We start from the raw sequence: 14,543 nt of genomic DNA on the forward strand, positions 1-14,543 counted from the left end.
TCCCCTTTGTTAGACTCAAAAACAATAGCAATAAATGAGATTAGCAAAGATGAAAAAACTCACCTTACCAAAAGACTTTTTATGGGGCGGCGCGGTTGCGGCGCATCAGGTTGAAGGCGGCTGGAACAAAGGCGGCAAAGGCCCGAGCATTTGTGACGTGCTGACCGGCGGCGCGCACGGCGTACCGCGTGAAATCACCCAGGAGGTGGTTGACGGCAAATACTACCCTAACCACGAGGCCATCGACTTCCACGGCCACTATAAAGAAGACATCAAGCTGTTTGCCGAGATGGGCTTCAAATGCTTCCGTACCTCCATCGCCTGGACCCGTATCTTTCCGAAAGGTGACGAAACCCAGCCCAACGAAGAGGGGCTGAAGTTTTACGATGACATGTTCGATGAGCTGCTGAAGTACAACATCGAGCCGGTCATCACCCTCTCCCACTTCGAAATGCCGCTGCACCTGGTGCAGGAGTACGGCGGCTGGACCAACCGTAAGGTGGTCGATTTCTTCGTCAACTTCGCTGAAGTGGTCTTTGAGCGCTACAAGAGCAAGGTCAAGTACTGGATGACCTTCAACGAAATCAACAACCAGCGTAACTGGCGCGCGCCGCTGTTCGGCTACTGCTGTTCCGGCGTGGTCTATACCGAGCATCAAAACCCGGAAGAGACCATGTACCAGGTGCTGCATCACCAGTTCGTGGCCAGCGCCCTGGCGGTGAAAGCTGCCCGACGCATCAACCCGGAAATGAAAGTCGGCTGTATGCTGGCGATGGTGGCGCTCTATCCGTTCTCCTGCAAACCAGAAGATGTGATGTTTGCCCAGGAATCGATGCGTGAACGCTATGTCTTTACCGACGTGCAGCTGCGGGGTTACTACCCGTCCTACGTGCTGAATGAGTGGGAGCGCCGCGGTTTCACCATCAAGATGGAAGCGGGCGACGAGCAGATCCTGCGCGAAGGCACCTGTGATTATCTGGGCTTCAGCTATTACATGACCAACGCGGTGAAAGCGGAAGGCGGCACCGGCGATGCGATCTCCGGCTTTGAAGGCAGCGTGCCGAACCCGCACGTGAAAGCATCCGACTGGGGCTGGCAGATTGACCCGGTGGGCCTGCGTTACTCCCTATGCGAACTCTATGAGCGCTATCAGAAGCCGCTGTTTATCGTGGAAAACGGCTTTGGCGCGTATGACAAAGTGGAAGAGGACGGCAGCATCAATGATGACTACCGCATCGACTATCTGCGCGCGCATGTGGAAGAGATGATGAAAGCGGTCACTTACGATGGTGTGGATCTGATGGGCTACACCCCATGGGGCTGCATCGACTGCGTGTCGTTCACCACCGGCCAGTACAGCAAACGTTACGGCTTTATCTATGTGAACAAGCACGACGATGGCACCGGCGACATGTCCCGTTCGCGTAAGAAGAGCTTTGAGTGGTACAAAAAAGTGATCGCCAGCAACGGCGAGACGCTTTAATCCGGCATTGCCGGGCGGCGCTGCGCTTGCACCGGCCTACAGCGATCGTAGGCCCGGTAAGCGTAGCGCCACCGGGCGTTACTTCCCGCCCGCTAACTCAATAAAACTGCCCGTCACGTACGAGGCTTTCTCGCTCAGCAGCCAGACAATCGCCTGCGCCACCTCTTCCGGCTGGCCGCCGCGCTGCATCGGCAGCATCGACTTCACCCGATCCACCCGCCCCGGTTCACCGCCGGAGGCATGAATGTCGGTGTAGATCAGCCCCGGACGCACGCAGTTCACCCGGATGCCCTGGGCCGCCACTTCCAGCGACAGCCCGGTGGTGAGAGAGTCCACCGCCCCTTTCGATGCCGCGTAATCCACATACTCCCCCGGTGCGCCGAGTCGTGAGGCTGCTGAAGAGACGTTTACAATCGCCCCGCCTTTACCGCCATGTTTCAGCGACATGCGTTTCACCGCTTCGCGGCAGCAGAGGAAATACCCGGTCACGTTGGTGGCCAGCACACGGTTAATCCGCTCGGCGGAGAGGTTCTCAATGGTGCTCTGCTCGAAGAGAATCCCGGCGTTGTTGACCAGCGCGGCAAGGGGCTCCCCTTCGCGATCGAGGCTGTCGAACATCGCCATGACCTGCGCTTCGTCGCTGATATCCGCGCGCAGGGCAAAGGCTCTGCCGCCCTCTTCTATAATCTGATTGATCACGTCGGTGGCGGCGCTGATGTTGTGGTGATAATTCACCGCCACGTTATAACCCACACGCGCCAGTTCAAGCGCCGTCGCTTTGCCAATCCCACGGCTGGCGCCGGTGACTAATGCGATTGCCATCTACAACCTCCGGATAAAAAAAAGCCGGGTGGCGCTGACGCTTACCCGGCCTACAGTATGACAGAAAGATTACTGGTATTCGCTCATCGGCACACAGGAGCAGAACAGGTTACGGTCGCCGTAAACGTCATCAAGACGCTTCACGGTCGGCCAGTACTTGTTGGCTACGCCTGCCGGGAAGACCGCCAGTTCGCGGGTGTAACCGTGGTTCCACTCCGCCACCAGTTCGTTCTGGGTATGCGGCGCGTTAACCAGCGGGTTATCTTCCAGCGTCCACTCACCGGCCTTCACGCGGTCGATTTCGCTGCGGATCGCCAGCATCGCATCAATAAAGCGGTCCAGCTCAACTTTGCTTTCGGACTCGGTTGATTCAACCATCAGCGTACCCGCAACCGGGAACGACATGGTCGGGGCGTGGAAGCCGTAGTCGATCAGACGCTTGGCGATATCCAGTTCGCTAATACCGGTCTCTTCTTTCAGAGGACGAATATCGAGGATGCACTCGTGCGCCACGCGACCATCACGGCCGGTGTAGAGCACCGGATAGGCATCTTTCAGACGCGTCGCGATGTAGTTGGCATTCAGGATCGCCACCTGGCTGGCCTGCTTCAGCCCTTCCGCGCCCATCATGCGGATATACATCCAGCTGATTGGCAGAATAGAGGCGCTGCCGAACGGTGCCGCAGAGACCGCGCCCTGACGGGTCAGCATACCTTCGATCTGCACCACGCTGTGGCCCGGAACAAACGGCGCCAGGTGCGCTTTCACACCGATCGGGCCCATGCCCGGGCCGCCACCGCCGTGCGGAATGCAGAAGGTTTTGTGCAGGTTCAGGTGCGACACGTCCGCGCCGATAAAGCCTGGCGTGGTGATGCCTACCTGGGCGTTCATGTTGGCGCCATCGAGGTAAACCTGGCCGCCATACTGGTGCACGATTTCGCACACTTCGCGGATGGTCTCTTCATACACGCCGTGAGTGGACGGATAGGTGACCATGATGCAGGAGAGCTTATCGCCGGTCTGTTCCGCTTTCGCACGCAGATCGGCCAGGTCGATGTTGCCGTTTTTATCGCAGGCCACCACCACCACTTCCATCCCTGCCATCTGGGCCGATGCCGGGTTGGTGCCGTGGGCGGAGCTTGGGATCAGGCAGATATCACGATGCCCTTCGTTACGGCTCTCGTGGTAATGGCGAATCGCCAGCAGACCTGCGTATTCACCCTGGGCGCCGGAGTTTGGCTGCATGCAGAGGGCGTCGTAGCCGGTCAGTTTCACCAGCCAGTCGGAGAGCTGGTTGATCATCTGATGATACCCTTCCGCCTGATCGGCCGGGCAGAATGGGTGCAGTTCAGCGAATTCCGGCCAGGTGATTGGGATCATCTCGGCGGCGGCGTTCAGCTTCATGGTGCAGGAGCCCAGCGGGATCATCGCCTGATTCAGGGCCAGATCCTTACGCTCCAGAGAGTGCATATAGCGCATCATCTCGGTTTCGCTGTGATAGCGGTTAAAGACCGGATGCGTCAGGATCGCGTCATCGCGCAGCATGCTCGCCTGAATGGAGCGGCTGTCGTGCGCCACCTCTTTATCGAGCGAGTCCACATCAAGACCGTGGTCTTCACCCAGCAGGACGTTGAAGAGCACCTGCAGATCGTCACGGGTGGTGGTCTCATCCAGGGTGATGCTGACCGCATTCAGGATATCGCTGCGCAGGTTAATCTCTGCCGCTTCTGCGCGTGCCAGTACGGTCGCTTTGTCGGCCACGTCAACGCACAGGGTATCGAAGAAGTGGGCGTGACGCAGTTTTTGACCTTTCTGCTGCAGGCCACAGGCCAGAATATCGGCCAGGCGATGAATGCGGCTGGCGATACGCTTCAGGCCAACCGGGCCATGGAAGACCGCATAAAGGCTGGCGATATTGGCCAGCAGTACCTGAGAGGTACAGATGTTGGAGTTCGCTTTCTCACGGCGGATGTGCTGCTCGCGAGTCTGCATCGCCATGCGCAGGGCGGTGTTGCCGGCGGCATCTTTCGATACGCCAATAATACGGCCTGGCATGGAGCGTTTGAATTCATCTTTAGCGGCGAAGAAGGCCGCGTGCGGACCGCCGTAGCCCATCGGTACGCCGAAGCGCTGCGCGGAGCCGAAGACGATATCCGCACCCTGTTTGCCCGGAGCGGTTAACAGCACCAGCGCCATAAAATCGGCCGCCACGCTGACGACAATTTTGCGCCCTTTCAGCTCGGCAATCAGTTTGGCGTAATCGTGCACTTCACCGGTGGTGCCAATCTGCTGCAACAGCACGCCGAACACATCCTGGTGATCCAGCACCTTATCGGCATCATCAACGATCACTTCAAAGCCAAAGGTCTCAGCACGGGTACGTACCACGTCGAGGGTTTGCGGATGCACGTCGGCTGCGACGAAGAAGCGGTTTGCGCCCTTCAGTTTGCTGACGCGTTTTGCCATCGCCATCGCTTCTGCGGCGGCAGTGGCTTCATCCAGCAGGGAAGCAGAGGCGATGTCCAGACCGGTCAGATCCAGCGTCACCTGCTGGAAGTTAAGCAGCGCTTCCAGACGGCCCTGGGAGACTTCCGGCTGATAAGGGGTGTACGCGGTGTACCAGCCCGGGTTTTCCAGCATGTTACGCAGGATCACCGGCGGCAACTGCACGTTGGTATAGCCCATGCCAATATAAGACTTAAAGCGCTTGTTCAGGCTGGCAATGCCCTTCAGTTCCGCCAGCGCAGCGTATTCAGTGGTCGATTCCCCCACCTGCGGCGGCGTGTCGAGCTGAATATCCTTTGGCACAATCTGGCCGATCAAGGCGTTGAGCGAATCCGCGCCAACCGTCTTCAGCATCTCCTGCTGTTGCTGAGCATCCGGCCCAATGTGACGTTCGATGAAGGCGCCACGGTTTTCAAGCTGGCTTAAAGTCTGTGTCATGAGCGATGGTTCCTGAAACGTGCAGTGAATCGTAGTTGTCTGTAACTCTGTTGCCCGGTGGCGCTAATGCTTACCGGGCCTACGTTGTTCTGGAGGCCGGATAAGCGCAGCGCCATCCGGCACAACATTATTCGTCTTCCAGTAAGGCTTCGTACGCGGTGGCATCCAGCAGGGCGGCCACTTCCGCTTCGTCGCTGGCTTTAATTTTGAAGATCCAGCCTTCACCGTAAGGCTCGCTGTTGACCAGCTCCGGGGAGTCGCTCAGGGCGTCGTTAACCGCCACGATTTCACCGCCCACTGGCGCATAGATATCAGAAGCGGCTTTTACAGATTCCGCTACGGCACAGTCGTCGCCCGCGGTCACGGTCGCGCCCACTTCCGGCAGATCCACAAAGACCATGTCACCTAACAGCTCCTGAGCATGTTCGGTGATCCCAACGGTATAGGTGCCGTCGGCTTCTTTGCGCAGCCACTCGTGTTCTTTGCTGTATTTCAGTTCTGCTGGCACATTGCTCATTGAATTTCTCCTGATAAAAATAATTAGGCGACCGGTTTACCGGCGCGAACAAAAATCGGTTTGGTCACGCGGACCGGCATTTCGCGGTTGCGGATCTGCACCACGGCCGTCTCGCCAATGCCCGCTGGCACACGCGCCAGCGCAATACTGTAACCCAGCGTCGGGGAGAAGGTGCCGCTGGTGATAATGCCTTCGCAGTGGTTGCCATTGGCATCGGTGAAACGTACCGGCAGTTCACCGCGCAGGACGCCTTTCTCGGTCATCACCAGGCCAACCAGCTGTTCGGTGCCCTTCTCACGCTGCTGTTCCAGCACTTCACGACCGATAAAGTCGCGATCGGCCGGTTCCCAGGCAATGGTCCAGCCCATGTTGGCCGCCAGCGGAGAGACCCCTTCGTCCATCTCCTGGCCATATAAATTCATACCAGCTTCCAGACGCAGCGTATCGCGCGCGCCCAGACCTGCCGGCTTAACGCCCGCTTCCACCAGCGCACGCCAGAAGTCAGCCGCTTTTTCGTTCGGCATCGCAATTTCATAGCCCGCTTCACCGGTGTAGCCGGTGGTAGCCACAAAGAGATCGCCCGCCTGCACGCCAAAGAACGGCTTCATGCCTTCGGTGGCTTTACGCTGTTCGTCGTTAAACAGGGAGGCAGCTTTCGCCTGGGCATTTGGCCCCTGCACCGCAATCAGCGACAGGTCGTCACGCACGGTAATGTCGATGCCGTAAGGTTCAGCGTGTTGGGTGATCCAGGAGAGGTCTTTTTCGCGGGTGGCGGAGTTTACAACGAGGCGGAAGAAATCTTCAGAGAGGTAATAGACAATCAGGTCGTCAATAACGCCGCCGGAGGCATTCAGCATGCCGCTATAGAGCGCTTTACCCGGCGTCTTCAGTTTGGCAACGTCGTTTGCCAGCAGATAACGCAGAAACTCCCGGGTGCGGCTGCCGTGCAGATCGACAATGGTCATGTGAGAGACGTCGAACATACCGGCATCGGTGCGCACCGCATGATGCTCATCAATCTGCGAACCATAATGCAGCGGCATCATCCAGCCATGGAAATCGACCATGCGTGCACCGCATAAGGTGTGTTGTTCATACAAAGGCGTCTGTTGAGCCATCTTATCCTCGTTGAATGAGCTGGGCTGTCTTGCGTTTCATGGCGAAAAATTCACCACGAAACCCGGCATCGGCATCGCTCCCGGACACCGACGCAAACGTTCTCTTTCCTCAGAACTTACCACCGAAAACGGTGGTTAACCATAAGGAAAAATGGGTCATCACATTAGCTTATGGTCAAAAAAGCCAGCAAAGCGTACAGAATTATTCACTGCAAAAATGCGAATCATTCCGCACAAACACAAAGACAATAAGAGAGGATTTAGCACGGAGTGATATTTACTGCGGAAAAATGCGCGAAATTTCCGTAACATAAAAATAGTCAGATTAGTTAATCTAATGTGAAAAAGGTGGTGAAATTAGATTATTTCAAACGAGGGAGATCCCCCGGCCTGCAGGCCGGGAGAATAAAGTGTGATGGAGTTCTAAATTAGCGTAGCCAGTCCGGCAGGTCGTTAAGACCCATCGCCTGACGCAGAAGTTGTGGTTTAACGCCCGGGAGGGTGTCAGCCAGTTTCAGGCCGAGATCGCGCAGCAGTTTTTTTGCCGGGTTGGCACCGGCAAAGAGTTCGCGGAAGCCCTGCATTCCCGCCAGCATCATTGCCGCGCTGTGCTTACGGCTACGCTCGTACCGGCGCAGGTAAAGATGCTGACCGATATCTTTGCCTTCACGATGGAGGCGGCGCAGTTCATTCACCAGCTCGGCGGCATCCATAAAGCCCAGGTTTACCCCCTGCCCGGCCAGCGGATGAATGGTGTGCGCCGCGTCGCCCACCAGCGCCAGGCGATGCGCCGCGAACTGGCGTGCATAGCGACCGGTTAACGGGAATACCTGACGCTCGCTTTCGACGGTGCAGAGCCCCAGCCGGTTATCAAAGGCCACGCACAGGGCCTGATTAAATTCTTCGGCTGACGCCTCCTGCATCTGCTGCGCCTTCTCAGGGGAAAGCGACCAGACGATGGAACAGAGATGCGGATCGCTGAGGGGCAGGAAGGCCAGAATGCCGTCGTTATGGAAGATCTGCCGGGCCACCGCCTGGTGCGGTTCCGCCGTCCTGATGGTGGCGACCAGGGCATGATGGCGGTAGTCCCAGTACGTCAGGGGTATGTCGGCTTTGTTGCGCAACCAGGAGTTGGCACCATCGGCCCCGACCACCAGACGCGCGGTCAACATGTCGCCGCTTTGCAGGGTAATAAAGGCATCGTTTTCACCCCAGGCCACCTGCTGCAGTTGTGCCGGGGCAATCAGCGTGACGTCGCTGCACTGCTGCGCTTTTTGCCACAAGGCATGATGGATCACCGCGTTTTCGATGATATGGCCGAGATGGCTGTAGCCCATGCTCTCATCATCAAAGGCGATATGCCCGAAGCTGTCTTTATCCCACACTTCCATGCCGTGATAGCAGCTGGCGCGCTGGGCGATAATCTCTGACCAGACGCCAACGCGGGTCAGCAGCTTTTCACTGGCGGCGTTGATCGCCGAAACGCGTAGCTCAGGCGGCGCATCGGGAGCGACAGGCTGCGGCTGTTTCTGCTCCAGCACCGCCACGCGCAGACCGCTCCCCTGCAGACCGCAGGCCAGCGCCAGTCCTACCATTCCGCCACCGACAATGGCGACATCAACATTCTGCACTTTGTTTACTCCTTAGCGAGCGACCCAACCAAGCGTCCTCTGTGCCAGCACATCACGTGCCGGAATAAATAGTTCCATCGCCATTAACCCGGCGTTACGTCCCGCTACCAGCGGCGCCCAGCGATTGGCAAACAGATGCACCAGCCCGTCGGTTACGCCGATCGTCGCCGCTTTATCTGCCTGGCGACGCTTCTGGTAGTGGCATAACACCGGATATGCCCCGCAATCCTGCTGTTGCGCAAATGCCTGGGCCAGGGTTTCGGCAAGGCTCATGACATCGCGCAGCCCGAGGTTAAAGCCCTGTCCGGCGATGGGGTGTAACGTCTGTGCCGCATTGCCCACCAGCGCGACGCGATGGGAGACAGACTGCGACGCCGTGGTTAAAGCCAGGGGATAGACCGAACGCTTGCCCGCATGGGTGATCCGCCCCAGCCGCCAGCCAAAGGCTTTTTGCAGTTCGGTGCAGAAGCGTTCATCAGACCAGCTCTGCACGTCGTCCGCACTCTCCAGCGGATGGCACCAGACCAGCGAGCTGCGCCCCTGCGACATCGGCAGCATGGCCAGCGGGCCATGCTGGGTAAAACGTTCAAAAGCGCGACCACGGTGCGGCTCGGCGGTGGCGACGTTGGCAATCACCGCCAGCTGATGATAGGGCTGCTGTTGCCACTGGATCCCGCACTGCTGGCCGAGCGCCGAACGGGAGCCGTCGGCTGCCACCAGCAGTTGTCCCTCAAGGGTCGTACCATCATCCAGCGTAACGCTGACTGAGGTTTCGCTGCGGGTAAAATGCTCCACGCGCGCCGGGCAATGCAGCGTCACGCCTGGGGCATCCTTTAGCAGACGGAACAGGCGCAGGCCCACATCGTGCAGTTCAACCACCTGCCCCAGCGCATCAATGCGGTAATCCTGTGCCTCAAGGGTGACAAACCCGGCATGACCCCGGTCGCTGACATGAACGGTTTCGATGGCCGTGGCGCAATCGGCAATCGCCTGCCAGATGCCGCTACGCGCGAGCTGCTGGCAGGTGCCCTGCGCCAGGGCGATAGCGCGTCCGTCAAAACCCGGATGGCCCGTTGACTGCGGAGCAACCGCTTCGACAAGATGGATCGGCAGCTTACCCTGGGTCAGGGAAGAGAGGGTCAGCGCCAACGTCGCTCCCGTCATGCCTCCGCCAACGATGATGATACTCATGCGCGCGCCGCCGCCATCAGCGCCTCGATCTCGTCGGCATTTTTCACCACCGATGCGGTGAGGTTTTCGTTGCCGGTTTCGGTGATAACGATGTCATCTTCGATACGAATACCGATACCGCGATACTCCACAGGCACATCGGCATCCGGTGCGATATAGAGTCCCGGCTCAACGGTCAGCACCATGCCAGGCTCCAGCACGCGCGAACGCTCCGGGCCATAGGCACCCACATCATGCACGTCCAGCCCCAGCCAGTGGCTCAGGCCATGCATAAAGAAGGAACGGTGCGCGTTCTCAGCAATCAGCTGATCGACATCGCCCTGCAGGATACCCAGATCCACCAGTCCGCTGACCATAATGCGCACCACTTCGCCGGTGACTTCCTGAATAGAGGTGCCGGGGCGGAACAGCATCAGCGCAGTGTCCAGCGAGTGCAGAACGATGTCGTAAATCGCGCGTTGGGCTGGGGTAAATTTACCGTTCACCGGGAAGGTGCGGGTGATATCCCCGGCATAGCCTTTAAATTCACATCCGGCATCGATCAGCACCAGATCGCCATCCCGCAGTTCGGACTCGTTTTCGGTGTAGTGAAGAATGCAGCCATTTTCACCACCGCCCACAATGGTGTTATAGGCCGGATAGCGCGCGCCGTGGCGGGAAAACTCATGATGAATTTCCCCTTCCAGCTGATATTCGAACATCCCCGGGCGGCACTTTTCCATCGCCCTTGTATGGGCCAGGGCGCTGATCTCACCCGCACGACGCATCACCTCCAGCTCTTCAGCCGATTTAAACAGGCGCAGCTCATGCACAACGGGACGCCAGTCGGTGATCGTTGCGGGCGCTTTCAGATTTTGCCGGGAGCCTTTACGCAGCTTATCCAGCGCGGCAAAGAGAATCTCGTCGGCATACGCATATTCGCCCTGGGCGTGGTAAACCACATCCAGGCCATTGAGCAACTGGTAAAGCTGATCGTTGATTTCGCTGAACGCCAGAGCGCGATCCACGCCCAGCTTTTCCGGCGCGGCCTGCTGTCCTAGCCGACGGCCAAACCAGATCTCGGCGGTGAGATCCCGGACGCGGTTAAACAGTACGCTGTGGTTGTGGGTGTCATCACTTTTAATTAGCACCAGTACTGACTCCGGCTCGTTGAAGCCGGTGAAGTACCAGAAATCACTGCTCTGGCGATACGGATATTCGCTATCGTTACTGCGCGTGGCCTCCGGTGCGGCAAATATCAGCGCGGCGCTTCCCGGTTGCATCGTAGCCAGCAGCGCCTGACGGCGACGAAGGTACTCTTGCTGAGTCATGACACCCTCCAGTAGTTGTTATTAGTGTAAGGTTGGTTTGCGCACTTCCGGCGCAGTGGGCTGAGTCCGCGTAAAGGTATCGTGGCAGAGCAACGACGCGACGCGCACATACTCAATGATCTCTTCGAGGGACATTTCCAGCTCTTCCTGGTCCTCTTCCTCGTCGTAGCCCAGCTGTGCAATGTTGCGCAGATCGTCGATCGCTTCTCCGGCTTCGCCCGTCACCTTTTCAAGTTTAGGCTGCGTTACGCCCAACCCCAACAGGTAATGGTTAACCCACCCGGCCAGCGCATCGGCGCGATCGAACACGCTGACGTCGTCGCCATCAGGCAGATAAAGCTGAAAAAGGAAGCCGTCATCTTCCAGCGCATCGCTGATTGCGCCATGCATACTGCGCAACGCCTGGGCCAGATCGTGACCAAACGCCAGACCTTCGTTCGTCAGGTCGTGAACCAGCGGCAGCCATGAGCTGTCGTTGTTTCCACCACACAGCATCCCGCTGATCAGACCGTGCATTTCAGCAGGTGTTAAACCCACGCCCTGCTGGTTCAGTAACTGGCTAACGTCGTTGTAGCCAGGCATTTCGTTCTGTATAGACATGCGCATTCGTCATCATTGGGAGGAATATTCATGGTATGCTACCACTTTGGACCCTGGTGAACCAGAATAGGGCTTGTATCTGCGCACCAGGGTAGCTATAGTGTCGCCCCTTCGCAGCCCCCGGAATCGGGTGTGAAGGCAGCGCAGTCAAACAGCAGGAAGGTGGCATGTCTGCACAACCCGTCGATATCCAAATTTTTGGCCGTTCGCTGCGAGTGAATTGTCCGCCTGAACAAAGGGATGCTTTGAATCAGGCTGCGGATGATTTGAATCAGCGGTTGCAAGATTTAAAAGAACGCACTAGAGTCACAAATACTGAGCAGCTGGTTTTCATCGCCGCGTTGAACATCAGTTATGAATTGACTCAGGAAAAAGCGAAGACCCGCGAATACGCGGCGAGCATGGAACAACGCATTAAAATGCTCCAGCAGACCATTGAACAGGCATTGCTTGATCAGGGTCGCATTACTGACAGACCGGGGCAAAACTTTGAATAACACTTCATGGTCTACTATGGTAGAGTGACCCTGAAGGAAAAATTTCTCTGAGATGTTCGCATGCGGGCCAGTCCCCTGAGCCGATATTTCATACCACAAGAATGTGGCGCTCCATGGTTGGTGAGCATGCTCGGTTCGTCCGAGAAGCCTTAAAATCATGACGACACATTCACCTTGAACCAAGGGTTCAAGGGTTACAGCCTGCGGCGGCATCTCGGAGATTCCCTCACCTTTCTACCCAGCGACTACCATGACGCAACTTCCTGAAGTTCCTGCCACACGTCAACAAATTCGTCAGTTTATTCGTCAGCAACGCAGAGCCCTAACGCCTGAACAGCAAGCCCATTTCGCGCAGCAAGCCGCGGCCCGCATGATGGCGTATCCGCCTATGGTCATGGCGCACACGGTGGCCCTGTTTCTCTCCTTTGACGGCGAACTGGATACCCAGCCGCTGATCGATGAACTCTGGCGTAGCGGGAAAAAAGTCTATCTGCCGGTACTCCACCCTTTTAGCCCGGGTCATCTTCTGTTTCTGCACTATCATCCTCACAGCGAACTGGTGGTGAATCGTCTGAAAATCACCGAGCCGAAACTGGACGTGCGCGACGTATTGCCGCTGGATCAGCTGGACGTGCTGGTGACGCCGCTGGTGGCGTTTGATGAGAGCGGCCAGCGTCTGGGTATGGGTGGTGGCTTTTACGATCGCACGTTGCAGAACTGGCAGCAGTACGGTTTACATCCCGTGGGCTATGCGCATGATTGCCAAGGGGTTGAAAAGTTACCGGTGGAGAAGTGGGATATCCCGCTGCCTGCGGTGGTGACGCCTTCCAGGATTTGGCAGTGGTGAAAAAAGCCGGGTGGCGGCGTCGCCTTACCCGGCCTACACAATCCGTAGGCCCGGCAAGCAAAGCGCCGCCGGGCAGCAGACCGCACTAAATCAGTAAAGCAGACGCGCGCGAATCGTGCCCGGAATGGCTTTCATCCCCTGCAGCGCTTTCTCTGCAACATCTTCATCCGCTTCAATATCGATAACCACATAACCCATCTGCGCGTTAGTTTGCAGGTACTGTGCGGCGATGTTAACCCCCTGCTCGGCGAAGATCTGGTTAATGGCCGTCAGCACGCCCGGACGGTTTTCATGGATGTGCAGCAGACGACGTCCGCCATGCAGCGGCAGCGAGACTTCCGGGAAGTTGACCGCAGAGAGGGTTGAACCGTTGTCGGAGTATTTGCTCAGCTTACCGGCCACTTCAAGACCGATATTTTCCTGCGCTTCCTGCGTGGAGCCGCCAATGTGCGGAGTCAGGATCACATTGTCGAACTCACACAGCGGCGAGCTGAATGGATCGCTGTTGGTCGCCGGCTCGGTCGGGAAGACGTCAATGGCCGCCCCCGCCAGATGTTTGCTTTTCAGGGCGTCACACAGGGCAGGAATATCCACCACCGTACCACGCGCGGCGTTGATCAACAGCGAGCCCGGCTTCATCAGCGCCAGCTCTTCCGCACCCATCATGTTTTTGGTGGAGGCGTTTTCCGGCACGTGCAGGCTCACCACGTCGCTCATGTTGAGCAGATCGGAGAGATGCTGAACCTGAGTGGCGTTACCCAGCGGCAGTTTGCTTTCAATGTCGTAGAAGAAGACGTGCATCCCGAGCGATTCAGCGAGAATGCCCAGCTGTGTACCGATGTGGCCGTAACCGATAATCCCCAGCTTTTTACCACGCGCTTCGTAGGAACCGGAGGCCAGCTTATTCCAGATCCCGCGGTGCGCTTTGGCGTTGGCTTCAGGAATGCCGCGCAGCAGCAGCAGAAGTTCGCCGATGACCAGCTCCGCCACGGAACGGGTGTTGGAGAATGGCGCGTTGAATACCGGGATACCGCGCTTCGCGGCAGCATCGAGATCGACCTGGTTGGTGCCGATGCAGAAGCAGCCAATCGCCACCAGTTTTTCTGCGGCGGCAATAACCTCTTCTGTCAGGTGGGTACGGGATCGCAGGCCGATGAAGTGGGCATCACGGATCGACTCTTTCAGCTGTTCGGTATCCAGTGCACCTTTGTGAAATTCGATGTTGGTGTAACCCGCCGCACGAAGGCTATCCAGTGCTTTCTGATGCACCCCTTCGACCAGCAGAAATTTAATCTTGTCTTTCTCCAGTGATACCTTTGCCATTTCCCCGACCCTGTCTGATTGTCTGAACTGTTGTTGTGCTGGATTGAAATCCACTCCCGCCAACATATCAAAAAAAACTATTGCAGCAATATGAACGTTTGCGTCGGCACTCTGAAGAAATGTCATACAGCCGCAATTGGCAGTGAATTGTTCTGTGGAGCAGGAGGAAAGCGGCAGGATCGTCAGGAGAGGGTTATAAATGTGACACAAGTCACCAAATATCGCTTTTGCAAAAATAATTAGCGGGGGGAGGCTCCCCCC

12 protein-coding genes and 1 other RNA gene are annotated in these 14,543 nt (G+C 57.4%); 4 read left to right on the plus strand and 9 right to left on the minus strand.

What is annotated here, in order from left to right:
• Positions 1 to 49 precede the first annotated feature (49 nt).
• A complete protein-coding gene (gene bglA, locus FHC51_RS01240; RefSeq protein ID WP_220434739.1) occupies positions 50 to 1,483 on the plus strand; it encodes a 6-phospho-beta-glucosidase BglA in 1,434 nt (477 codons plus the stop codon).
• A gap of 78 nt (positions 1,484 to 1,561) precedes the next feature.
• Here bglA and FHC51_RS01245 read toward each other — a convergent pair whose 3' ends face one another.
• From FHC51_RS01245 to FHC51_RS01280, 8 genes are all read right to left on the minus strand, one after another.
• Positions 1,562 to 2,305 (minus strand): SDR family oxidoreductase, encoded by a 744-nt coding sequence (locus FHC51_RS01245; RefSeq protein WP_103822774.1) that lies wholly within the window; start codon positions 2,303 to 2,305, stop codon positions 1,562 to 1,564.
• 69 nt (positions 2,306 to 2,374) lie between these two features.
• Positions 2,375 to 5,248, minus strand: a complete 2,874-nt coding sequence (gcvP, locus tag FHC51_RS01250) for an aminomethyl-transferring glycine dehydrogenase (RefSeq protein WP_220434740.1) — start codon at positions 5,246 to 5,248, stop codon at positions 2,375 to 2,377.
• 127 nt (positions 5,249 to 5,375) lie between these two features.
• Entirely contained in the window at positions 5,376 to 5,765 is a 390-nt protein-coding gene (gene gcvH, locus FHC51_RS01255) for a glycine cleavage system protein GcvH (RefSeq protein WP_039029826.1), read from the minus strand.
• Between the two features lie 23 nt (positions 5,766 to 5,788).
• A complete protein-coding gene (gene gcvT / locus FHC51_RS01260) occupies positions 5,789 to 6,883 on the minus strand; it encodes a glycine cleavage system aminomethyltransferase GcvT (protein WP_220434741.1) in 1,095 nt (364 codons plus the stop codon).
• Between the two features lie 428 nt (positions 6,884 to 7,311).
• Positions 7,312 to 8,514, minus strand: coding sequence for an FAD-dependent 2-octaprenylphenol hydroxylase (gene ubiI / locus FHC51_RS01265; RefSeq protein WP_114316849.1), 1,203 nt, complete (start codon positions 8,512 to 8,514; stop codon positions 7,312 to 7,314).
• A gap of 12 nt (positions 8,515 to 8,526) precedes the next feature.
• Positions 8,527 to 9,705 carry a 2-octaprenyl-6-methoxyphenyl hydroxylase gene (gene ubiH, locus FHC51_RS01270; protein WP_220434742.1) on the minus strand — a complete coding sequence of 393 codons (1,179 nt, stop codon included), beginning with the start codon at positions 9,703 to 9,705 and terminating at the stop codon, positions 8,527 to 8,529.
• Positions 9,702 to 11,015, minus strand: a complete 1,314-nt coding sequence (gene pepP, locus FHC51_RS01275; RefSeq protein ID WP_103822780.1) for a Xaa-Pro aminopeptidase — start codon at positions 11,013 to 11,015, stop codon at positions 9,702 to 9,704. Before pepP ends, ubiH begins: the two co-directional genes overlap by 4 nt.
• A gap of 21 nt (positions 11,016 to 11,036) precedes the next feature.
• Positions 11,037 to 11,615 carry a YecA family protein gene (locus FHC51_RS01280; RefSeq protein WP_139156297.1) on the minus strand — a complete coding sequence of 193 codons (579 nt, stop codon included), beginning with the start codon at positions 11,613 to 11,615 and terminating at the stop codon, positions 11,037 to 11,039.
• A 167-nt stretch (positions 11,616 to 11,782) separates the two neighbouring features.
• On the opposite strand from FHC51_RS01280, the gene zapA reads away from it, so the two are divergent.
• From zapA to FHC51_RS01295, 3 genes are all read left to right on the plus strand, one after another.
• Positions 11,783 to 12,112, plus strand: coding sequence for a cell division protein ZapA (zapA, locus tag FHC51_RS01285; RefSeq protein WP_039029820.1), 330 nt, complete (start codon positions 11,783 to 11,785; stop codon positions 12,110 to 12,112).
• A gap of 41 nt (positions 12,113 to 12,153) precedes the next feature.
• Positions 12,154 to 12,337: non-coding RNA, 6S RNA (gene ssrS / locus FHC51_RS01290), on the plus strand.
• A 25-nt stretch (positions 12,338 to 12,362) separates the two neighbouring features.
• Entirely contained in the window at positions 12,363 to 12,959 is a 597-nt protein-coding gene (locus FHC51_RS01295; protein WP_220434743.1) for a 5-formyltetrahydrofolate cyclo-ligase, read from the plus strand.
• 90 nt (positions 12,960 to 13,049) lie between these two features.
• On the opposite strand, the gene serA is transcribed toward FHC51_RS01295, so the two are convergent.
• Positions 13,050 to 14,282 (minus strand): phosphoglycerate dehydrogenase, encoded by a 1,233-nt coding sequence (gene serA / locus FHC51_RS01300; protein WP_220434744.1) that lies wholly within the window; start codon positions 14,280 to 14,282, stop codon positions 13,050 to 13,052.
• Between the last annotated feature and the right edge of the window lie 261 nt (positions 14,283 to 14,543).

The organism is Leclercia sp. EC_58 (assembly GCF_019584355.1).
Lineage (GTDB): Bacteria > Pseudomonadota > Gammaproteobacteria > Enterobacterales > Enterobacteriaceae > Enterobacter.